We start from the raw sequence: 20,005 nt of genomic DNA, 5'->3' as shown, positions 1-20,005 counted from the left end.
TGTGTTCTGTTTAGTAGGTGTATGTACTTTTTTCGAAATGCATTTTATTCCTAGAACCTTCTGGAAAAGCGTTGTTTTTCCCGGTTTAGCCGGCGGTAAATATGTAAGCCAGGTAACAGCGCACTGACCTCCGGATTGATATTTACGGTGGGTGCAGAAAGTTCTATTCCGGTCACGGTATAATAGCTGTGAATGTAACGCTGAATGGCATCCCGGAAAGCATCGGCCCAATTGGTCGCATGGTCCCTGCTGGAAACATTGGTCCAATTGCCATAACGAATGCCGAGAATAATCTTCTCACCATTTACAGCCAGGTCGCGGTAAAAGGAAATACTTGTATTATCCCAGCCCTGTAAGGCCTTCATGCTGTCCACACGATCCATCCAGGGCTCTTCATAAGGAACCATGATGCGTCCCCCCAAAAACTCCCGCACTTCAGGTCTGGAAAGAATCCATTGTTCAATAAGCGTCTCAATTCTGGCTACAGTTGGCAGGTCGCCAAATTGATTGTGTGCACCTTCCGCTAGTATCCGGTGGGTATCCCTTAAGGCATTCAGCAGTTTGAATCCGTCCGGCCTGATCGTTGTATTGTCCGACTGCACAAAGTATTCGGTCGCCTCATGGATCAAACGATGAAAGGACTGCAGGAACTTCGATCTCCTGTCTGCCGGGTTAAATCCTGGCTTCACGTTTCCAAGCACAGCCAGATCATATTCACTGGTATATTCATAGTTCTTGCGCGTTGCCGTAAGACGATGCTGCTGATCTTGAATATAACCCCAAAGAATGTGGTTTAACGGCCGAAGTGGGTCGAGTGCAAAGTTGAGCAGCGGATCTTTGTACCCGTTTTCGATATTCTGAAACCTTCTGGCCAATGCGTTCATGGTTTGGCTAACCTTGCCTTCTTCATGCCAGTAGTTCCAGATCAGTTCAATCAGGGTCGCATCCGCATTCCCCTTTAAATATCCGGATTCCGCCCCTGTTCTGATAAAATATTCTTTAATCTTGGCTTTGATCAAATCGTAATACGAAATGATTTTGTCCTTGCCCAGGTAATCATTTAAGTCGAAGCTATCTTCGTTCGAACTATATTCGTCGGCAAATCTAGCGAGGCTATAAACATGTTCTACATACCGCTCTGTGGCAAACTTCAGCAAACTATAAGCTTCTGTCCGGTTGAATGGTAAACGCATGGAATCAGCAAGCTTCATTTGCTGACTTTCACTCAGCTTATCTTTTTTTGAACCGGCAGTTGGAAACCCAGAATTGAAGTAGGCTCTTCCTTTTCCACCTGGCCCCTCAAAACGCAACACCTCATCTATGAAATTGCTGTAGTGCTTAAAATTGAGTTTATGACTGTTGATCGTATCCCATAGTGCCTGATCCTTGGTTTGTCCGCCACTCGTTGGCGTTAACCGGATCTCCAAAGGCTCTTTAAACCCAAAGGATTTTAAATTCACATTGACATCGCTCTCTATAGACACAGGGTTGAGTTCTGAATTTTCAGGCGGATGAATAATCAGTGTGATGGTATGGTCTGAATTTGCCAGCTGTGCAGGATCAATGACATGCGTATATCTGGGATTATCGGCCAACGATATCAACTGATCAATCCCTCTGTAAGTAAGCCTGATGGTGTCGTTCGGCTGCAGATCTGCGTTCGGAATGAAATTCTTGTTTGTTAGCCGGAACTTTTTGACAATCGATGAGCCATCCTCTGCTTTCTCTCTTGTAATGGAAACTTCCAAATCAGCCGGATCATAATTTCGGGTTATGTCGAGTGGCCTAATAATTATCTTGGTCATGATTTTATGTATTTAGGGTTGAAATTCTAATTTCTTTCAAATGCCCACCTCCGCAATTGTTGTGTGAGTACCTGACTTTCTTCTTCGGCGCCAATGGCCAAGTCGAATTTAGCTTGGCCGAATAAGGCGAATACAAGCGTTGGAGGCATGGATTGTAGTTGTAATTTTTTAGATCTCCATAATTGATACAGTGCTTGAAGTTTCCGCGGCTCCCGCTTTTGCAAGGGAAAGAGTTCATATAGCTTTTTAGCCTGCATCTTCCCTGTTGTATGATGAATCACCAGATCTACGAAAGGATCTATTTGCTTTTCAATGGTGCTTATGATTCTGACTGAAGCAGCATCAAGTCCCTGTTTTGGATAAAACCTGGTCCACATCTCCCATAAAGTATCCCATTGTTCATGTGGATACAACTGTTTTCCAAATGCACAGCTAAGCTGAACCCGGATATAAGGTGTTGGATGGGGATCAACGACATCCAACCGGAACTGAAAATATCTGGGCAAGGTTACCACGCCCATCAATCCAAGTGTTGCAGAAATGCCCAGATGGCCCATGGCCCATACGTCACTTACGATCTCCGAAATACAGCGGTTATAGTATTCCCAGGCGAGTTTATCGGGAGAACTGGTTGCCTTTTTTGCCAGGACGGTGCTTAAACTGGGCACAAGATCCAACAAAGCAGCGGCCTGATGCCCGACCTCATGAATCAGGGACGAAGCAATTCCACTACCCACCATCCGCTCTCTGGGCACCTGAATAATTGCAACTGGATTCTGAACACCGCCTGGCAATCGTGTGCGGGCTCTCCTGATGGCTGCCCCATGGCCCCGGTCCAGGTAAACCATCAAATTGGGTATTTCTGTAAACGGCTCAAGTACCTTGAGGCCATCTTCAGCAAGCACATCCAAACCTGCCGCCCAAATACCAACATCGTATTCCCCACGTTGGGACAGCACATCGGCGAAAATGTCCAGTTGATCTAAAATGTTGTTAAATCGTATTTTTAGAACCGTAAAGCGGCTTTGAAAATGCCGTTCGTCAATCTTAAGCCTTTCAGCCTTTTTTAAATCTTCAATGAACTTGTTTATGCCTTTTCTTAATACTGATTTTTCACGCTCAAGCAAAGCAATCACTTCCTTGTACGCAGCCTTGCCGATTGAAGCACCTTTAACCATTGGCATGGTCATACTGAAAGGCTTGACCTGGTTTAATCGCGCCAGCAGTGATCGGGCTTCGTTGTTCAGGTATTCAAATGAATATTGCATCGTACCTGCCTTTATTGGTTCCTACGGCTCTTTCTCATCAATAAACCAGGTGCATGCCGCATTGCCGCGCTGATTAAAGCATTTCTGGCATCATCACCTTCGTTGCCGGAAGGCCTCACGTTGTCCAGGGAAGCGGCAGCATCGTTTGTCAGACGCACAAGCGCCCGTGCAACTTCAAATTCCTGATCCTCAAGACTCAATCCTTCCAACTCCAATTCAAACATGTTTGATGCGGCCGAACCCAGCTTCCCGCCAACCGCGGTACCTACTGGCCCGCCGAAAAAGGTACCTGCAGCAGCTCCCGCAACCGGTAGTGCGGTTTTAATGACGGAACGCAATATACCTTTAAGTGGCCCGCTGAGACCGCCCAGAAAGTGATCCAGCTCCCGATCGTTATTTGTAGCCAATAGCTCAGCTGCCAGCTCCATTTCTTCCATTTCATCTTGTTCCATTCCGCCGTCCATTTCAGACTCCATATGGTATTCATAATCTTCCATTTCGGACTGCGGCCCTTCCACTCCTGGCTGAGCTGCTGCAGCACCTTGCGGAGCTGGCCCTTCCGGGGCTGCCATTGATCCCGAATTTCCAGGGCCCAGCATCGACTGCTGCAACGCATTCACGTTTGCGTTGGTAGCGGCCAACTGACGGGAAAGACTCTGAATGGTGTCCATCAAATAGCTTGGTATACCAGCGGAAGCTGCTGGTGTTGCTGCAGTTCCTGCATCATAGTCCGCAAATCCAGATTGCCCAAGATTGCTGTAACCATAAGGCTGAGCGGAATAACCTCTGCTTTGGCCCCAATAGCGGTTGCGCCATGGGCGCAGGGCAGCGCGATAGGGATTGTTCCGGTAGTTCTGCCGCTGAAAACCAAAGCCGATATAGCCCGGACGTGACATTCTATAGTAAGGCGCTGCCCCTGCCCTTGGAGAAACCCGAACACCGGATCTGGACGTATAAGGCCGCTGCCTTAGGCTTGATCCGGAGGGCCGCCGGGAGCCGGTGCCGCCTGTCCGCCTATGATCACGAACATTTCGGCTGCTCTCCTCCTCAAATTCATCTTCATACTGGTATTCCTCTTCTCGTTCAGCTTCATCTTCAGCCTCGTACGCAGCTTCCCCTTCGTACGCACTTTCATCTTCGTACTCAAGCTCGTCTTCATAGTTTTGCTCCGTATTGAACTCTGGAATCAGTTCATCTTCGTTTTCATATTGGCTGCCAGACTCATCCTCGAATTCAAAACCTGACTCCTGTTGCGGCTGACTTCTTCTATAAGGATCATAGCCCGCCTGACCATATGCGTTGCCGTAGTTATACATGTGATATCGTTTTAGGTGTTTATAATTAACAAACCATTTTCACTAGGTTATCCCAAACTGATGCCAAATGCTAACTATCTAAAAATCAGGAATTTACATATCATACCTGCGAAAAGGAATTCGTTTTCCTGTTGGTTTTGGTTTGAACACGAAAAATCTGTCGCAATAAATAGGATCTTGCTGTCGGTTTTAATTCTTTAAACGAGTTTTACATTGAGGCTTTGAATGAAATTACAGGATCAAGCAAAGAATCAGTCCCTCGGAGTTTTACCTACACTAACCCCAACTTTCCCGCTGCCAAGTTTAGACAGTCCAGATCTGATCATACTGGAAATTAGGCCGGATAATAAAAGAAATCGCCTGTTTTATGATCAAACCAAACCATTCCGTAAACCTCTTAATGAGGTTTGATGCATCTTGCTATGATGACCATCATCTTAGCAGAACATGCAAATAGTGCCATTGATGTGCTTAAAGTATTAAAAATGGTGCTAGTACATGACATAGTTGAAATCGACGCCGGCGATACATTCATTTATTATACCGCGAAAACTTGACAGGTTTGAACCACTTTTGCAGAATACTTCTAACAATTGGGGGTACTTGGGCTGAATTCCATGTGAACTATGATAAGGTTTACAACAAGAAAAAAGCCATTGAACGGGGACCAAGTTCTATCTGGATGTATGCCGTAAACCTCCTTCAGGAAAGTGTTGAAAAAGAAATTCTTAGAAAGTAGTTGACTGTCATTTTTCTAAATCGGGATAATGGCAGCAAAAGAAAAGTTTGAAATTTATCTACATTGCAGTAGACCGAACCCTGCTTTTTTAATGCATGGATGAACAGACCTGTAGTAAAGGCCTGGTAAACACCTGACCACACTTTGAACTTCTTGATGGCCTTCAGGGGATAGCTGCTGTATCTGTAGTAGACTTTCATTTATGGAGTTTGTCTTTACGTACTACAAAGACAACTTAATTTCACCTGCATATCTTGCTATAGACTTCTTCTTTTGCCTCTCAGGATTTTTGACTGCCTATGCTTGCGATTCTAATATATCGACTTTAGGTTTGATGGCTTTTCTAAAACTAAGGCTAAATCGCTTTCATCCGCTTGTAATCATCGGTTCCATTATAGGCCTAGCGGGGCATAGGTTTGTACATTTGTGCTGAAATTATCAAAAATTATGGCGGGTGATTATGAGTGGAAAGTGAAAAATGACATGGATCAAACTTCAGTTTTACCTTGCCCATAGAATACAAGACTTTTTTGTAAAGATGTATTTCGTTTAAAGTAAGCAGAGGTGGTGGTTTCTACACCTGGTTGAAGCCTCCACAATCAAGCCGGAATGGTGAAAATCAGATACCTGAGCAGGAACTTTGGGAAGTTTTTAGGGAAAGTAAATGCAGATCTGGAAGCCCCAGAATTACTAAAACGCTGAAATAAGAAGATAAAGTGTACAGACCTCGGGTTACCAGAATTATGAAAAAGATCCATCTAAGAAGTATGTGAAAAAGAAATTCAAGATAACTTCTGATTCGAATCATAAATCTACGGTACATGAAAATAAATTAGACCGGAATTTCAAGCCAGGTACTTTAGGGGCCGCCTGGCTATCGGATATACCATATATTAAAACAAAGCAGGGATGGTTGTGCCTGCTGACAACTGTTATAGATATTGGTGACAGGAAAGTAATCGGTTGGGCGCTGAGCGCAACAATGAAAACCAATAATTCGGTTGTCCCGGGCATTTAGAATGGCACAAAGAAATAGGCCAATTACACAGAAACTGATCTTCCATTCTGACCAGGGTGTTCAGTACGCCTGCAATGAATTCAAAACATTACTTGAAAGCAATCCCTTAATTATAAGAAGCATTAGCAGAAAAGGAAATTGCTGGGACAATGCGGTGGCGGAGAGCTTCTTTAAAACATTAAAGGCCGAATGTATATACAAGAACAAGTTCGAAAATCAAGCCCAGGTAGCAATCGTGGTGTTTGAATACATAGAAGCCTGGTACAACCGAAAAAGAATGCACTCTACCATAGGCTTAATGTCCCCAGAGAGCTTGAAAGAAACTTAAACAAACGGAATATTGCAGCTTAACAAAATGTTCGTTTTATTGTTGCAATTCCACTATAAAGATGTTGTCAACATCGTTAAACAAGTTAGGTTTTTTGCCCCCCACTTGTCGGTACTATCTAAGGTAAATCAAATCAATCTAGGTCTCCACATATACAAACTCAACTATGTATATGTGAAGAGGTAGATTATCGATGCATCGAATCATCGTGCAGATAAAAAGGACCAGAAGAAATCGAAAACGTCGATCACTAAGGAGAACTATTTACTCATTATAAATCGATAAATTAGGTGCTAGCATCTTAGTAGACATTCCGACTAAATACTTCAGACTCTACATACTTGTTCTTCTAGTTAAATTTTTGAACCTTTGTATAAGTTCGAGTTTGCTAACCGCATGAATATTAGTTGTTGCAACGTATACTGGATAAATAACAACCTGTTGAGTTGGTGAACCCCCATCGGGATCATTGGGGGAAAGGCCACTTTCCTGCCTGATTAACTGTGCTATGCGATACGCATCTTTACTAAGCAACAGTTCTTTTTGCTCTTTTGTTAAGCCAACTTTTTTTGCGGCTTTATTCGGTTCATTTTGAAAGGACTCAGATAACAGGGGGTCTGTCGCTAGTTCAATGAGAAAGTCTGCAAAATTTTTCATAACTGTCCATACAATTATTTCGTTACTGAAAGACGCTTAACTTTGTGCCTCGACGCTGGACTCGGTCTCGGTAACAAGAGATACGTCCGGAAGTATTAGATCATTAAGTGTCAAACCCAATTTATACAGCATGTCTTCATTGATCTCCGCTAAACCCTTTGGTGGAATATAAAGGGTTGATATGCCAGAAATATTTGCTGTTGACAATTGATTTAGCGTAGTTTCGATTATTTTAGGCTGACAGATCGGGTATTGAGCCGCTTCATAAACCACCACAAGTTGGTCAGGTGAGTATTCCTTAAGTAGGACATCGATTAACACTTCAAGTCCATTCTTATTGTATTTCCGCTCAGTGTTATAGCCCAATTCCCCAATTACACTTATCTGCCACAACACCAACGATACATATGGATCAAACCTTCTGTTGAACAATAGAAAATCAGATGCTTCAAAGCTTTGGCATCCATCGGCGCCGGGATCTACACCTAGATCAGCATACAAACAGTCTTCTGCCGATATTCCGGGCAACATTCTAGCGTCAAAGCCTTCGGATCGGGCTTGCTTGATCGCCTCATGACTAGGAAAGACGAATACCCCTGGATGGCCATAGAACGCGGCACAAACCTTTTCACCTGCACGAACACACGTGAGAATTCTTTTTACCATCTCTAAGTAGGTAATAATGCGTTTTTTCTCAGCGTGATAGTAGTGCTGTAAAGATTCATTGTTCGGGTTTAAGTTTCTTACCCAGTGTATAGTTGCCGGGTCCGCGACAAGGTAGATTAAACGATCAGCTTGTTCCATATGCGCCTTACTTTCCAAAGTTATTTGACCAACAACACTGATACCAGTACCAACAATGATTAATGAGCCTTTTTTATTTGCTTCCATATTAGTAATTTAAATAGTGGTTAATAATTTCGATCACCTCTTCATGTACTGTGAAAATGTGAATCCTCGTGTAGCCTCTAACGCGATTGTTTTACTTTCTACATTCACGATGACGACCACCCATTCAAATGCTGCCTGATCACCTACACTTATATCACTTGCTATTGCTTCACGTAATTTGATTGCATCTTTACTTGAGATTATTGCTTGTTGTTCAGACGATAAGCCAGATTGCCTTAGATACTGTTCTGGATTATTAGAAAACTCCTCAAGTGTTCTTGGATCTTCAGCAAGCCGAAGAATCAAATTTGTTAATTCCTGTGCCATAATGGTTGTTGTTTAAAGTTTATCCTCTACCTAATGAACCTCCGCCTGTTAGGCGGTTTGAAAGGGCCGAGAAGTCTCGACGTGTTGTTAAAACTTTGTCCAAGCTTCCCCTAGTCCAAGTCAATACAACTACGGTTATTCCATCCGCAGAATCTGCTGATGCACCCAAAGACGTATCATTAATGACTGCATCACGGACGAGTGCTGCATCGTTACTTTGCAAAATGGCTCTTTCGGCCGCTGATAACCCAGCTTCTTTTGCGGACTTTTCCGGTTCTGCTTGGTACTTTGCCAATGCTTGAGGGTTCTCTGCAAGCACCAGAAGAAACTTTGTGAAATTTTCTGCCATGATCTTAAAATTTTGATTTTAATATATGTTAATTGGCATTCTTTTAGATTACATGAGAATAAAAGTAAGTTGTCTAAAATAGTACGCTCAACTACTTTTAAAATTGAATTAGCTGATTAGGATTCTCTCTTCCATGAATGTATAAGCTTTGCAAGGAGTTATTATGCCGCTAGTTCTAAGCTCGAGACTGATTTGCTTTGACAGAATACTGGAAATGAGGTGATAAAAGCTAGGGATGAGCCAATTCGTTTAAAGCATATTGCTCACTAATTTTATTAAATATAAGAAAGGATCAGAGTACAGGAAATAGCTAGTTATAGCTATTTTGAAACCTGGATGAATGCTACTATCCATGGCAGATATTCTGACTAAAGTGGTTCTCCGTCACTTTTGGTGATTCAATCTGATTTTATTAGGATCATTTTTCTTAGTAACTGAAAGCCAGCTCTGCCGTACATTCTTCTCTTGATGTTTTTAATGCGCTTAACCTGCCCTTCAACTTGGCCGTTACTTGTTCCAGTTTTTAAAGCGTTATTTACCGCCTCGTAGTCCTTCAATAGGTTTTTGGCGAAATTTCTAAGGCCACACTTTGGAGTTGCTACAGATTGCCTGGTGCCTTTCAGGCATATGATCTTTGATAGTGGTATAACCATGGCTGGTATAATTTCTGGTATGGACAGCGATTCTTTGACCTTCGTAATAGACCTCAACGGTGTCCTGATCATAAGCAATCCGCACTTCATAATTACAGCTTTTAGAGACCCACTGTCTCATGTTATCTGACTTTACGGTCAGGGGAACTCCCCAGAAGTAATTGATGGTATGATTCAAAGCCTTCACCACTTGAGCTAGTTTGGCATCAGGAAGCGCCTCCACATAACCATAACCGCTAAAAGGAAGTACGGCAACATATACCGGGCAGGGTATAAGTTCTCCTGTTGAGGGATCTGCATAATGTAGCACATCGCTTGCGAAGTCCACTTCCAAAAGCTTTGCCGGGGAAAGCAGTAAACGGGTCACCCTAGTGCGGCTAAGTTCCTTTTTAAAGTACATGATCTGGTTGATGAAATGAGCTTTGCGGGGTCAGCATTCTGTGGTACAGATGGCTTATGCAAGCCAAGAATCTGCTCCAACCGTTCGTCTGGAAGTTTCAAAAGTTCGGTTAACTCCTGGCCAGTTTGCTGGAACTTTTGCAGGTAGAGTGCAATTGTTTTTCTTGTCGTCTTTATTTCCTTCTCAATAGCGCGCTGGGAAACACCGCGCTCCAGGAATAAAAGTATCTGTCTTATCTTATGTATACTAAGTAGCTTATTTACCATACTGCAAGTGGTTTTTGGTTACAAAACAAAATTAGCGTAACTGGCGGTTAAACACTGCTTAGTGGTATATTTTGGCGCGGAATATCCAATAAAGATCATGTACTACTGCAAACCGGCTGGTGTGGCAGAATATGAACATCTTAGCACATACTGAATTTTGTGCTCTTAGCTTCGACGCTGCATTTGCTACATAAGTAGCAAGCGCCTCTTCCATCGGGGCCAGTTCAGTTTCCATGGTACCAAAAGATCTTGCTGTTGAAATACCTTCCTTGTCGGGGCGGTCATACTCCATCGGAATACACCTATGCCCATGCAGTTCCCGGTAAGTTCTTCTGCCTTGAATGGTCATCAACTTCAAGACAAAGTCTTCTGGTAAGCTCATAAAATCATGAGCATTCTGAACACCAACCTTGATCAACTTTATGGCATATCGTGGACCAATGCCCCAAACATCATCAATCTCGATAAGTCTCAGTGCAGCTTCAATCTGAGCCGGTGCTTCCAACACAAGTACGCCCGTATCTTTATGATGCTTTTTTGCAAGCTTATTAGCCACTTTAGCAAGGGTTTTAGTAGGGCCTATTCCTATACAAACCGGTACTCCAGTATATTGAAGAATCTTGGCTCTAAGATCTAAAGCAAGCTGCTGCAGGTCATGACACTTATAACCCTGAAGGTCACAAAAGCATTCATCTATGGAATAGATCTCCTGATCAGGAAAGGTCTTGCGGACAATGGAGGTTATCCTTCTCATCATATCCTGATAAAGGGTATAGTTGGAGGACCGCCACCAGAGCGCACCACTTTGCTGCTGCTCACGCATGGCAAAGTAGGGTGTTCCCATCTTTATGCCTAGCTCTTCTTTAGCCTCATCGGACCTGGAAATTGCGCACCCATCATTATTGGAGAGCACACAACCTGCTTTTCCTCGCAGCTCGGGCTGAAAAACCCGTTCAGCACTAACGTAAAAGTTGTTCGAATCTATTAATGCGAGCACCGTTCCTCCTCCTTTGATCTAAAATACTATGCGGCACCACCCCCCAAATTTCAAAATGAGTAATTTCATTTCTTTCGATGGGCTTAAAATATGGGTTATCGGGCATCAAGTATTCTTTCTGCCCTTTCCTAAAATAGGAACGGAGGATAAATTCATTATCAATAATACCCACTACAATATCGCCTGATGACGGTGTTAATGATTTATCAACAACAAGCAGATCATCAGGAAAGATTCCTGAAGCTACCATACATTCACCAGTTACTTTTGCAAAAAAGGTTGCTTCCGGATATTTTGTAACATAATCATTCAGATCAATCCTTGCTTCCTCGTAATCAGCCGCTGGGCTTTCAAATCCGGCATGTATTTTTTCTGCAAAAAGAGGCATTAAAGCACCTCTCCCTTTTCCTCGCTCGTAAATTAATATTTCTTTCATCAGCTAACCATTTGAGTCTACAAATACTACTAATATTTTTAGTATTCCAAGGCTATTCTGTACATTGTTAAAAAAAATAGGTCTACCTCAAGCTAATGCTTTAGTGTTAACGTCGCCGGTAAAATAAAAAACGACCGTTTAGTAAACCAAGCTTATTAACCTTCTTATGTTAAGGTGCCTTAGCAAACGTGGTAGACCAAAGGAGCCTTGTAAAGGAACTACCTGAATAGGCTGTTCACTCATCATAGACTGAAAAGGTAGTTTGGTCATCTGGTAACTCATTATAAAAACTATAAAACTAAGATTTCATTGCTTTGGCGGTATATGCTGAGCGTTAAACCTTTTATGCAAACTAGTCAAGTGATCAGTCATTGCTAAAGCTCGTATATCTGGCCTACAGAGACTTCTCTAAAAAGTGGACAATGCCTATGTGGAATAGGGCTTAACAATGTCGCAGCTGCACATTAAATTTGGTGATTGATTGAAAGTCTTCGGCGACTTTACACTCTTCTTACCAAGAAAAAGGGACCATGATCCAATGATCAAAGTCCCCTTTATCTAACATTAACACTCTTACTTACTATAGCATTTAGACGCTGATTATAGCTGTTCTGCTTTCCATTGAATGTCAGATTTCTCTTGATCTTAATTGATTTTTCTTTTGAAAGGTCCTTGCGGTGCAATTATCTCCAGATTTGTTCCATCAGGATCTTTAAAATAAGCAACAGCAGTACCAACCCCCGAACTCAATCCGTCTTCTTTCGTAAAAACGATTGATTCACCGTCCGGTTCGATTCCGATTTCTTTTAAACGCACAAGGGATGCATCTATATCGTCCACTTCGAAACAAAGATGCATGGCGCTTATCTGGTTGTTTTGATAAGAAGCAGTCTCTGGTCTGGGAAGCACGTATTCCAAAATATCAATATTCAAATTGTCCAAATGAAGGTTGGCGTATTTGATTCTCGTATCTTCCAGCCCCTGTGTTTTGGCCATCCTTGCGCCGCCTATTTCATCGATATTAGATACTTTGATACCTGTTAGTGCTTCATAAAAAGCAATTGACTTTTCAAGATTGCTAACGGTGATTCCTACGTGATTGGCACGTGTAAAACCTAATGTTTTTTTGTTTTCCATTTTATATATTAATATTTAGATGAATACATAGACATAAATAGTTAAAACAGATAAAATTTGGATCATCTTTGGCAGAGCAAATTTATCTTTTGACTGCTTATTGTATACACGGGAGTTGAAGTACGTTTGCATTTAAGGGCTGTTCCACTTTTCGTTCTAACTTTTGTTGATTAACCGTGATGTAGATCTCCACAGAGCCTGTTCCTACTATTAAGGAAAGTATATGTCCTCCATAGGCGTTGAACTGATTGTCTGTTGCCACACCGTGTATGTGAATAGACGGGGTAGATCCATTCCAGGCTATGGAGCCTGTAAGACTTCCCATCTCTACCTTATTCAAAGTTCTTGGATTAAATTTCTTAAGAGTAAAGTCGTAAAAACCAAAAGTCACTTCTTCTGAAAAACCTATCCCCCTAAAACTACCTGATGGAATTTTTTCTGTTACAGCAAGTTTTTCAATTTCCTTGATGACATTATCAGACTCTCTAAGTACCATTAAATAACCCGAAGAAGTTTTTATATAGCGACAAATGGAATTACTAGTAGTTTGCTGAGCCTTCAATGTACAAGTGGCGGAGCAAAGTAAAACGACAAGGATGATTGATTTAAATGACCTAAACATAAACCGAAATTGTATAATAAAATTGCTCTGAATTGTTAATTATTTTGATTTTTCGAGTCTTCCGTTTTTTTAAACACTTCCATGATTTGAGTGGAAACTCCAGCCTTTCTAAACTCCCCAATTAAGGTGTCGCTTATTTCCCTGGTGCTTATTATACGCAGGACTTTATCTTCATCTTCCAGATCGCAACTCCATTCTTTAATACTCTTAAACTGCGAAATGATTATTTGAGTTTTTTTTAAGTCATTTGATGTGTTAATCATTGTTGAGAGGACAATTACAAATAAAACCATTTTGACATTATTTATTAATTTGAGATCTGGCCTATAAGTAACTGAGCCATTTTTTTTATTCTTTTAGGGTCACCATGAAGGATATAAGATTCCTGCCATCCGGTAAACGAACTAATAATAAAATTCGTTGTAGTTTCCGCCTCTATATCTGCACTTATCTCCGTTAGTTCCTGGGCTCGGATAATAAGTTTTAATAGCATCTGATGAATGAAGCCACTGCTTTCCTTGATTAAAGCTTGGACTTTAGCATCACTGGAGGCTAGTTCAAATGTCGTTTGAATAGCCATACAGCTATTACCAGAAATAATTGTATTCACAGAATTATTTATAAAACTAATAACCGCTTGTAGAGGAGATTCAAATTTAGAATATACACCTGCTGCAACCATCCCCTTTTTAGTGTAGTTACTGATACATTTTACAAATAGCTGGTGTTTATCACCTATGGTATTGTACAAGCTACTGCTGTTAATATCCATTGCCTCAGTAAGATCCCGTATGGTTGTACCACCAAAGCCTTTCTTCCAAAAAACAGCCATAGCTTTTTGAATTGCTATGTCTTCGTCGAATTCTATATTCCTTGCCATAATTTATTGGGTATAATTACATGCATTATACATGCTGAATTCAGAAGTTGCCATCTCCCTAATTGAAGAGATGGCAACTAAGCTTTAAAGGTCAATAAGTTTTATATCAATCAGATCATTCAGTAATCCCTCGCCATATGCAGATGCCGGGGATTGAAAACCGGGTTCAAATAAGCCGCCTAGTGCGCGTGATACAATTTCCAAAGAGGAAGTCACTGTGGGCATATAGCCATCTGGCATTTCTATCATAGACCTGGCTATTGTTCCATCAGCATCGGTTACTTCAGCCACAATTTTACTCTTTTCTTGTTCAGCATGCGCTACAGTTTGTCCCTGCTGAAGTTTTAGCGTTTCAACTTCTGATGTTTCTGCCGGAAGCGCCATCTGGAAATACTCTTCGATATTTGGAATGCCTGTTGATTTGTAACTTAATACAATTCCACCAAGTGGGGTTGGGAAGCACTCTTCAGGCCCGCTTCCAAAATCGAACGATGCAGGCGAAGCCTCCCTTAATTTTTGGATATCCCCATTTATTCTAACAAGTAACCCTGCACTAATGATATTAGCACTGCTAGCTATAGAACCGGGGGTAAACCCCCCTGAGTATTTAAATGCGACCCGCAGGGAAATAGGATTTTTAACTCTTTTTGCAGTATGCAATACTAGCGGATCGTAGGAGGCAAACAGGCCGGCACCGGAAAGAATCATAATGCCAGCTGCTTTTGCAGCCTCATCTTTAGATTCCGCAAGGCGGTAAATATCAATTTCTGCTGTAATATCAAAGTAATGTACTTTATAGAGCAAACAGGCTTCCATTGCCATCTCTGCTGTTTCGCTAAACGGCCCCGCGATATTAAGTAAAGCAGTCTTGCCATCGAGGCTTTGCTGCCAGCCAGAGATATCGTCAACTTCGAATGCATGAAAAGGAATTTGCAGTTGCGCTGCAAGCATGGAAAGTTTTTCTGCATTTCTGCCAGCGATCTCAAAATCGATTCCTCTTCGGGCAGCCTCATGGCAGATCATAGTACCGGTATAACCCGTTGCCCCATAGATTAGCAATTTACCGGGAATAGTCTCGTGATTCATAGATTATTTATTTAAAAGTTTTTCTGTGTTAGTAAGAAAACCATCAAGGCTAGCATTAATATCAAGCCCTGTTCGGTTAGCAATTATGATCAACCACCAGATACATTCCCCCAGTTTATGGGATAGCTCCTTCTCTGTATTTTCTTTTGGCCAGCGGCCTTGTTGAGACATGATTAACCTGCCAACCAATCCTGCGTCAGTAAGAAAGGCAAGGGCATCTTCTTCAACAGTCCATTCACTGCCGTGATGGGCAAGTTCCAGTAGATGATACAGTTTCCTTATCTCTTCAGATCTGTGGATTACATCATTAAGATTCAATGCTTTGCTCATATGGTATTAATATTTGTAAATCAATAAACTACAATTTGCTTAGTCGGTTACCAGGGTAATATCCCTTCAGGTCCAAAAAAACCACCATTTGGAACATCAAGTTTCATTGTTGCATACCGCAGAGGCACGGTGGCCCCGTCCTCGGTGCTGAGTGTTCCCGTGTTATCGTTAAGGTCTGTCTTTATATGCCCCGGCTCAACCGAATAAACCTTTATGCCCGCAGGCCCAAGTTCCTTAGCGAATGCAGTGGTAACTGCATTTAAGGCTGTTTTTGAACTTGAATAGCCCATGAAATTGACCTGTCCATAAATGGTGTCGGGATCAGAGCTGAGACTTATAGAGCCTACAATACTGCTAACCATTACTATTTTTGCATGATCGGCAGCCTTTAGCAAAGGCAGTAAAGCCTGCGTTACGCGGATTGGTCCAAAAACATTAACCTCATAGGTTTCTCGGATAACATCCAAACTTTCAAGACTCGGTTGGCTTTTTAGGTTCAACGCAACGCCGGCATTATTAATTAGAACGTTCAGGTGCCCCGTTTGGTCAGCCAGAGCGCTGGCAGCTTTCATCACACTGCTATCCTCGGCAACGTCAAGCATAAGCAGATGCACATCCAGACCCTTGGCACGAAGTTTTTCAACCGCAGACTGACCGCGCGAAAAATCCCGCGATCCCAGCCATACCTTATACCCTTGTTTTGCCAATCCTTCTACAGTGGACAGTCCGATGCCTTTGTTTGCCCCGGTTACCAGGGCGGTTTTAATCTGCTTCATCTTCTTTTAATTTTTTTGCAGAAGGTCCCTCAGGATGGGCGTGGTGTGACAGGTCACCTGTTAGAATTAGCGACAGGCTTCGTTCCCTGAAATGCCATTCACCTTCCAGGTGATCAAACGTATCATCATACTGACCAACCATAATCGGCTGTAATGGAAAAGACCTATCTGCGTCCTGTTGAAAAATAGTCACATAGGATACTGCTGTAGCGGATGTTTCCGCTTCATTTATCCTAATCACCGTATTGGTTGTTACATGTGCCGTTTGGGGGGTGCCGCCTGGATATACCTGCAGATTAGATTGAAGCATTTTTTCAATATCTGCACCATCTGTGAATTCTCCTATGGAACCTATTCTGCCATGAGTAAACATTGCACCAATTCCGGCGAAGTCACCTTTATCAAGAAGGTGGGTATATTGCGCGATTAAATTTTCAATAGCTCTTTCACTACTGATTTTATATTTTGACTGATCCATGTCTCAAGTTTTAAAGATTTGATACTAAACAGTCGGGTTTGAGCCGCCATCAATTATATAGTTTGCTCCCGACAGGTATGATGCCCTTGGTGAAACCAGGTAACCAACCATTTCAGCAATATCTTGCGAATTTGCCATCCTGCCCATTGGAATGCCACCCAACTTTTTCATTAAATTTTGCGTAGTTTCCTCGACACTTATCCCGGCCTCGGTAGCTAATGATTGCAGGTAACCGTCCATAGTTTCCGTTTTTACCATTCCTGGGGACACCGTCAACACGCGAACCCCTTTTGGCGAAACTTCTTTCGCCAAACATTTGCTGTAGCTATTTAAAGCTGCCTTTGCAACTGCATAAGCACCAAGAGATTCCCATAGCGGAATAACACCACTCAATGATGAAATATGGATAATAACCCCGCTTTTCTTTTCCAGCATAGTTGGAAGTATGGCTCTGTCCACCCGTACCGGGGCTAACAAATTTAGATGTAAGTCATTTTCCCAGTGTTCGTCCGTTAAAGTGCTGAAGCCACCTGAAGGACTACTAGATCCACCCATGTTATTAACCAGAATATCGATTATTCCGAATTCTTTTAGAATTCCATTGATAACAGGTGCTGTTTCTTCTGCTTTTGCTAAGTCACATTTGATAAAATGATGTCCGAAATGATTATCTGCCGGCGCATTTCTTGCAGTAATAATCACCGTAGCTCCAGCCTGAGCTAGTCTGTCTGCGATTGCTTTTCCAATGCCTTTTGTACCACCGGTTACCAGAGCGATTTTACCGGCTAATTCTGTGGAGATCAAGTCTTTGTTGTCCATTTTCTTTCTTTTTAAAATTTGATACTATTGTTGTAAAGCTTTTTTAGATATGCGTAAATCTTGTTTCTGTTATTGGGTCAATTATTCTATTCTGCTTTTGTCAGCAGAGGTATATCGGCATTTCGGTGTATTAATGTTGTTGGCATTGCAATGGGATACTTGAAGTTTAAATGAATTTTACCCTGCTTTTATGCTTATTTCTGAATCGATCGTTTTAAATAAAGACGTCATTAATATGTAAATAAATTTGAATCGTTTGTTTCAATATTGGTTAAAAAATTTTTAGCTTGAAATCTGGTTTATTAAATATTTAGCCATTTTCTTAATTTTTATAGGATTCTTATGCAAGATGTATGACTCGTGCCAGCCCGCAAACATCATGATGATAAAATCAGTAAGCGTCTCAGCGTCTGTATCAGCATCAATCTCTTTAGCCTGTATAGCCTTGTTAATTAGATCAAGGAGGAATTTATGCGTAAAATCATTGTCTTCCTTAAGTACTGCCTGCACATCAGGATCTGAGGCAGCCACTTCAAAGGTTGTTTTTATGGCTAAACAGCTATCATTATTATAAAGAATAGTATTAACAGCATCGTTAATGTAATTAATTATAGCCTTCAAAGGTGATTTAATATTACCTGCATGAGCAAGAGCATCACGCATCCTCCCTTGAGTATAATTACGGATACATTTTACAAAAAGCTGGTGCTTATCTCCGACGGTATTATAGAGGCTACTGCTGTTTATATTCATGGCATCGGTCAGATTACGCACAGAAGCGCCATTATAGCCCTTTTTCCAAAAGACCTCCATCGCTTTTTGAATTGCTTCATCCTCGTTAAATTCTACGTTCCTTGCCATATTTACCTGCAAACATAACTTAATTTTAAAACATTTGTTTTATATTAATGTCATTTTTAGATTACAATTTCCAGCATTAAGAAGCTTTCATAATGTACGAACAGGATAGTAGTTTTAAATAACCGTGCCTTTTAAATGCCGATGCCCCTATAGATATTACCCAGCAAACTTAAAAACCGGGTGTAGAAACAGTACAGCAGGTTTTTTGCAAATTCTTGTAATGCCATTTCCAAGACTATGGAAGCCAATGTTTAACCTTGGTCTTTCTTTTTGGTGGAAACTAAAAATGTCTAAAGAACTTACAACTAATTGAGAATTAGCATCTCATTAAATGTCCCGGCAAAGTAATTAAAAATATTTAAATCAGGAACAATCGTTTCAGAACATACTTTTGTATAGATTTGATTTTTATGCCAATCACGGGTTACAACAAAAGGCTAGCACTTAAAAATACTTCATTGGCATAGTTAAGACAAGAAAACTATAGAATACTTAAGAAGTGTTCTATATCATCAGATTTAAATTTGAAACAAACGATACAGAAAACATAAAGTGGAGATTATGAATACACAGCTTTTAATGCCCGAGCACCATATCGACTCTGATAATAAGTGGGTTTTGCGTGAAGAATTGTTTCCTGGTGATTTTAAGGTGGTCCATGCACCTGTTGATCAACATCTCCTCTGTCAGCCTTATAACCGTAAAGGACTTTTTAAGATTAGTCTTCATCATGGGCATAGCCGTATGTATTATGCTGATAAGGTCATTGAATATAAAGAGTATGCTATTCTTTTTTCAAGGCCTAACATGGTTTATCGCTTTGAGCCGATTGGTAAGCAATATCCAGGGTATTTTTGTGTTTTTAAGGAACACTTTTTTGATCAATTTGCTAAAATCAGCGACTATCCACTCTTTAAACCAGGCGTTTCCCCTCTTATAGAAATTACTGCTGCTCAGATGGAATTGTTTACAAAAGTTTTTCAGCAAATGGAAAATGAAATGGCTATGGATTTCGGCTACAAATATGACGTACTGAGAACGCAGGTACTACAATTAATCCTGGACACACTTAAGCTACAGCCTGCAGCGGAATTACATCCTAGGGAATCTAACAGTTCCCTCCGGATTGCTGCCTGCTTCAATGAACTTTTAGAAGGACAATTCCCGATTTTAAATACATCCAATCGGATGCATCTTCGGCACCCTGTTGAGTTCGCAGATACATTGTCAGTTCATGTCAATCATTTAAACCGTTCTTTAAAAGAAGTGACTGATAAAACAACTTCACAACTAATTGCTGACCGAATTATGCAGGAAGCAAGGATTTTGCTTCAAAATACAGACTGGAATATTATGGAGATTGCCTGGTGCTTAGGGTTTGAAGACCTTGCCCACTTCATCAAATTTTTTAAGAAAAACGGACATGCCACCCCGAGCGCCTTCCGTAAAACCTTAGTTGTTTGAAATTGCAATATTTCCGTTTGATTATGCAATATTTCCTAGACTAAGGGCCTCCTACCTTTACACTGTTAATAAAGCTATCGCCATTTAGGGATATGCTGACAG

The 20,005-nt window shown here is 41.4% G+C and carries 25 protein-coding genes and 1 pseudogene; 4 read left to right on the top strand and 22 right to left on the bottom strand.

Translation table 11 applies throughout. The features are described from left to right. Positions 1–50: 50 nt before the first annotated feature. Genes AC5WJX_RS05885 through AC5WJX_RS05875 form a run of 3 tightly spaced genes read right to left on the bottom strand, consistent with a single transcriptional unit; the run spans position 51 to position 4,389 of the window. Entirely contained in the window at positions 51–1,805 is a 1,755-nt protein-coding gene (locus AC5WJX_RS05885) for a hypothetical protein (protein WP_494483761.1), read from the bottom strand. 26 nt (positions 1,806–1,831) lie between these two features. Next, positions 1,832–3,073 (bottom strand): hypothetical protein, encoded by a 1,242-nt coding sequence (locus AC5WJX_RS05880; protein WP_494483760.1) that lies wholly within the window; start codon positions 3,071–3,073, stop codon positions 1,832–1,834. An 11-nt stretch (positions 3,074–3,084) separates the two neighbouring features. Beyond that, positions 3,085–4,389: a hypothetical protein gene (locus AC5WJX_RS05875; protein ID WP_494483759.1), complete on the bottom strand. Its 1,305-nt coding sequence runs from the start codon at positions 4,387–4,389 to the stop codon at positions 3,085–3,087. 410 nt (positions 4,390–4,799) lie between these two features. Here AC5WJX_RS05875 and AC5WJX_RS05870 point away from each other — a divergent pair, with 410 nt between their 5' ends. Further along, a complete protein-coding gene (locus AC5WJX_RS05870; protein WP_494483828.1) occupies positions 4,800–4,946 on the top strand; it encodes an HD domain-containing protein in 147 nt (48 codons plus the stop codon). 1,201 nt (positions 4,947–6,147) lie between these two features. Beyond that, positions 6,148–6,474, top strand: a complete 327-nt coding sequence (locus AC5WJX_RS05865; RefSeq protein ID WP_494483758.1) for a transposase — start codon at positions 6,148–6,150, stop codon at positions 6,472–6,474. A gap of 333 nt (positions 6,475–6,807) precedes the next feature. Here AC5WJX_RS05865 and AC5WJX_RS05860 read toward each other — a convergent pair whose 3' ends face one another. The 9 genes from AC5WJX_RS05860 to AC5WJX_RS05820 all read right to left on the bottom strand — a co-directional run bounded on the left by AC5WJX_RS05860 (position 6,808) and on the right by AC5WJX_RS05820 (position 11,450). Continuing rightward, positions 6,808–7,131 carry a hypothetical protein gene (locus tag AC5WJX_RS05860; RefSeq protein ID WP_494483757.1) on the bottom strand — a complete coding sequence of 108 codons (324 nt, stop codon included), beginning with the start codon at positions 7,129–7,131 and terminating at the stop codon, positions 6,808–6,810. Between the two features lie 36 nt (positions 7,132–7,167). Next, positions 7,168–8,022 (bottom strand): SAM-dependent methyltransferase, encoded by an 855-nt coding sequence (locus AC5WJX_RS05855; RefSeq protein ID WP_440427637.1) that lies wholly within the window; start codon positions 8,020–8,022, stop codon positions 7,168–7,170. A 33-nt stretch (positions 8,023–8,055) separates the two neighbouring features. Continuing rightward, positions 8,056–8,349: a hypothetical protein gene (locus AC5WJX_RS05850; protein WP_440427639.1), complete on the bottom strand. Its 294-nt coding sequence runs from the start codon at positions 8,347–8,349 to the stop codon at positions 8,056–8,058. A gap of 19 nt (positions 8,350–8,368) precedes the next feature. Beyond that, the gene (locus AC5WJX_RS05845) at positions 8,369–8,698 is read right to left on the bottom strand and encodes a hypothetical protein (RefSeq protein ID WP_440427641.1); all 330 of its coding nucleotides are present in this window, start codon (positions 8,696–8,698) and stop codon (positions 8,369–8,371) included. 398 nt (positions 8,699–9,096) lie between these two features. Further along, entirely contained in the window at positions 9,097–9,351 is a 255-nt protein-coding gene (locus tag AC5WJX_RS05840) for a transposase (protein ID WP_440427643.1), read from the bottom strand. Then, a complete protein-coding gene (locus tag AC5WJX_RS05835; RefSeq protein ID WP_494483756.1) occupies positions 9,275–9,751 on the bottom strand; it encodes a hypothetical protein in 477 nt (158 codons plus the stop codon). Before AC5WJX_RS05835 ends, AC5WJX_RS05840 begins: the two co-directional genes overlap by 77 nt. Continuing rightward, on the bottom strand, positions 9,715–10,017 hold the full coding sequence (locus AC5WJX_RS05830; RefSeq protein WP_494483755.1) for a hypothetical protein: 303 nt from the start codon (positions 10,015–10,017) through the stop codon (positions 9,715–9,717). The genes AC5WJX_RS05835 and AC5WJX_RS05830 overlap by 37 nt, the downstream gene beginning before the upstream one ends. Before the next feature lie 58 nt (positions 10,018–10,075). Then, positions 10,076–11,014 carry a Y-family DNA polymerase gene (locus AC5WJX_RS05825; RefSeq protein ID WP_494483754.1) on the bottom strand — a complete coding sequence of 313 codons (939 nt, stop codon included), beginning with the start codon at positions 11,012–11,014 and terminating at the stop codon, positions 10,076–10,078. Beyond that, entirely contained in the window at positions 10,977–11,450 is a 474-nt protein-coding gene (locus AC5WJX_RS05820; protein WP_494483753.1) for a LexA family protein, read from the bottom strand. The genes AC5WJX_RS05825 and AC5WJX_RS05820 overlap by 38 nt, the downstream gene beginning before the upstream one ends. 356 nt (positions 11,451–11,806) lie before the next feature. Between AC5WJX_RS05820 and AC5WJX_RS05815 the strand changes: the two are divergent. Further along, positions 11,807–11,931: pseudogene (locus AC5WJX_RS05815) on the top strand (IS256 family transposase); the annotation flags it as partial. Between the two features lie 164 nt (positions 11,932–12,095). Here AC5WJX_RS05815 and AC5WJX_RS05810 read toward each other — a convergent pair. From AC5WJX_RS05810 to AC5WJX_RS05765, 10 genes are all read right to left on the bottom strand, one after another. Further along, positions 12,096–12,587, bottom strand: coding sequence for a VOC family protein (locus tag AC5WJX_RS05810; protein WP_494483752.1), 492 nt, complete (start codon positions 12,585–12,587; stop codon positions 12,096–12,098). A gap of 97 nt (positions 12,588–12,684) precedes the next feature. Further along, positions 12,685–13,083: a PPC domain-containing DNA-binding protein gene (locus tag AC5WJX_RS05805; protein ID WP_494483751.1), complete on the bottom strand. Its 399-nt coding sequence runs from the start codon at positions 13,081–13,083 to the stop codon at positions 12,685–12,687. Between the two features lie 161 nt (positions 13,084–13,244). Next, entirely contained in the window at positions 13,245–13,502 is a 258-nt protein-coding gene (locus tag AC5WJX_RS05800) for a hypothetical protein (protein WP_494483750.1), read from the bottom strand. A 14-nt stretch (positions 13,503–13,516) separates the two neighbouring features. After that, the gene (locus tag AC5WJX_RS05795) at positions 13,517–14,089 is read right to left on the bottom strand and encodes a TetR/AcrR family transcriptional regulator (protein ID WP_494483749.1); all 573 of its coding nucleotides are present in this window, start codon (positions 14,087–14,089) and stop codon (positions 13,517–13,519) included. A gap of 84 nt (positions 14,090–14,173) precedes the next feature. Next, positions 14,174–15,175, bottom strand: a complete 1,002-nt coding sequence (locus AC5WJX_RS05790; protein ID WP_494483748.1) for a saccharopine dehydrogenase family protein — start codon at positions 15,173–15,175, stop codon at positions 14,174–14,176. Positions 15,176–15,178: 3 nt separating this feature from the next. After that, positions 15,179–15,505 carry a MazG-like protein gene (locus AC5WJX_RS05785; RefSeq protein ID WP_494483747.1) on the bottom strand — a complete coding sequence of 109 codons (327 nt, stop codon included), beginning with the start codon at positions 15,503–15,505 and terminating at the stop codon, positions 15,179–15,181. 47 nt (positions 15,506–15,552) lie between these two features. Continuing rightward, positions 15,553–16,281 carry an SDR family oxidoreductase gene (locus AC5WJX_RS05780; RefSeq protein WP_494483746.1) on the bottom strand — a complete coding sequence of 243 codons (729 nt, stop codon included), beginning with the start codon at positions 16,279–16,281 and terminating at the stop codon, positions 15,553–15,555. Then, positions 16,268–16,759 carry a nuclear transport factor 2 family protein gene (locus tag AC5WJX_RS05775; protein WP_494483745.1) on the bottom strand — a complete coding sequence of 164 codons (492 nt, stop codon included), beginning with the start codon at positions 16,757–16,759 and terminating at the stop codon, positions 16,268–16,270. Before AC5WJX_RS05775 ends, AC5WJX_RS05780 begins: the two co-directional genes overlap by 14 nt. A gap of 24 nt (positions 16,760–16,783) precedes the next feature. After that, positions 16,784–17,578 (bottom strand): SDR family oxidoreductase, encoded by a 795-nt coding sequence (locus AC5WJX_RS05770; RefSeq protein ID WP_494483744.1) that lies wholly within the window; start codon positions 17,576–17,578, stop codon positions 16,784–16,786. 282 nt (positions 17,579–17,860) lie between these two features. Then, a complete protein-coding gene (locus AC5WJX_RS05765) occupies positions 17,861–18,439 on the bottom strand; it encodes a TetR/AcrR family transcriptional regulator (protein ID WP_494483743.1) in 579 nt (192 codons plus the stop codon). 561 nt (positions 18,440–19,000) lie between these two features. On the opposite strand from AC5WJX_RS05765, the gene AC5WJX_RS05760 reads away from it, so the two are divergent. Continuing rightward, a complete protein-coding gene (locus AC5WJX_RS05760) occupies positions 19,001–19,903 on the top strand; it encodes a helix-turn-helix domain-containing protein (RefSeq protein WP_494483742.1) in 903 nt (300 codons plus the stop codon). Positions 19,904–20,005 lie beyond the last annotated feature (102 nt).

The organism is Pedobacter sp. NEAU-ZC8 (genome assembly GCF_059278965.1).
This window is presented reverse-complemented; position numbering and strand designations above follow the sequence as displayed.

Bases quoted from the DNA above. Each gene is read 5' to 3' on its own strand.
- AC5WJX_RS05805 (WP_494483751.1), bottom strand. From the start codon at position 13,083: ATGGTACTTAGAGAGTCTGATAATGTCATCAAGGAAATTGAAAAACTT.
- AC5WJX_RS05835 (WP_494483756.1), bottom strand. From the start codon at position 9,751: ATGTACTTTAAAAAGGAACTTAGCCGCACTAGGGTGACCCGTTTACTG.
- AC5WJX_RS05780 (WP_494483746.1), bottom strand. From the start codon at position 16,281: ATGAAGCAGATTAAAACCGCCCTGGTAACCGGGGCAAACAAAGGCATC.
- AC5WJX_RS05840 (WP_440427643.1), bottom strand. From the start codon at position 9,351: ATGGTTATACCACTATCAAAGATCATATGCCTGAAAGGCACCAGGCAA.
- AC5WJX_RS05845 (WP_440427641.1), bottom strand. From the start codon at position 8,698: ATGGCAGAAAATTTCACAAAGTTTCTTCTGGTGCTTGCAGAGAACCCT.
- AC5WJX_RS05775 (WP_494483745.1), bottom strand. From the start codon at position 16,759: ATGGATCAGTCAAAATATAAAATCAGTAGTGAAAGAGCTATTGAAAAT.
- AC5WJX_RS05850 (WP_440427639.1), bottom strand. From the start codon at position 8,349: ATGGCACAGGAATTAACAAATTTGATTCTTCGGCTTGCTGAAGATCCA.
- AC5WJX_RS05870 (WP_494483828.1), top strand. From the start codon at position 4,800: ATGCATCTTGCTATGATGACCATCATCTTAGCAGAACATGCAAATAGT.
- AC5WJX_RS05800 (WP_494483750.1), bottom strand. From the start codon at position 13,502: ATGGTTTTATTTGTAATTGTCCTCTCAACAATGATTAACACATCAAAT.
- AC5WJX_RS05855 (WP_440427637.1), bottom strand. From the start codon at position 8,022: ATGGAAGCAAATAAAAAAGGCTCATTAATCATTGTTGGTACTGGTATC.
- AC5WJX_RS05795 (WP_494483749.1), bottom strand. From the start codon at position 14,089: ATGGCAAGGAATATAGAATTCGACGAAGACATAGCAATTCAAAAAGCT.
- AC5WJX_RS05765 (WP_494483743.1), bottom strand. From the start codon at position 18,439: ATGGCAAGGAACGTAGAATTTAACGAGGATGAAGCAATTCAAAAAGCG.
- AC5WJX_RS05865 (WP_494483758.1), top strand. From the start codon at position 6,148: ATGGCACAAAGAAATAGGCCAATTACACAGAAACTGATCTTCCATTCT.
- AC5WJX_RS05875 (WP_494483759.1), bottom strand. From the start codon at position 4,389: ATGTATAACTACGGCAACGCATATGGTCAGGCGGGCTATGATCCTTAT.
- AC5WJX_RS05885 (WP_494483761.1), bottom strand. From the start codon at position 1,805: ATGACCAAGATAATTATTAGGCCACTCGACATAACCCGAAATTATGAT.
- AC5WJX_RS05790 (WP_494483748.1), bottom strand. From the start codon at position 15,175: ATGAATCACGAGACTATTCCCGGTAAATTGCTAATCTATGGGGCAACG.
- AC5WJX_RS05880 (WP_494483760.1), bottom strand. From the start codon at position 3,073: ATGCAATATTCATTTGAATACCTGAACAACGAAGCCCGATCACTGCTG.
- AC5WJX_RS05760 (WP_494483742.1), top strand. From the start codon at position 19,001: ATGAATACACAGCTTTTAATGCCCGAGCACCATATCGACTCTGATAAT.
- AC5WJX_RS05830 (WP_494483755.1), bottom strand. From the start codon at position 10,017: ATGGTAAATAAGCTACTTAGTATACATAAGATAAGACAGATACTTTTA.
- AC5WJX_RS05820 (WP_494483753.1), bottom strand. From the start codon at position 11,450: ATGAAAGAAATATTAATTTACGAGCGAGGAAAAGGGAGAGGTGCTTTA.
- AC5WJX_RS05860 (WP_494483757.1), bottom strand. From the start codon at position 7,131: ATGAAAAATTTTGCAGACTTTCTCATTGAACTAGCGACAGACCCCCTG.
- AC5WJX_RS05785 (WP_494483747.1), bottom strand. From the start codon at position 15,505: ATGAGCAAAGCATTGAATCTTAATGATGTAATCCACAGATCTGAAGAG.
- AC5WJX_RS05810 (WP_494483752.1), bottom strand. From the start codon at position 12,587: ATGGAAAACAAAAAAACATTAGGTTTTACACGTGCCAATCACGTAGGA.
- AC5WJX_RS05770 (WP_494483744.1), bottom strand. From the start codon at position 17,578: ATGGACAACAAAGACTTGATCTCCACAGAATTAGCCGGTAAAATCGCT.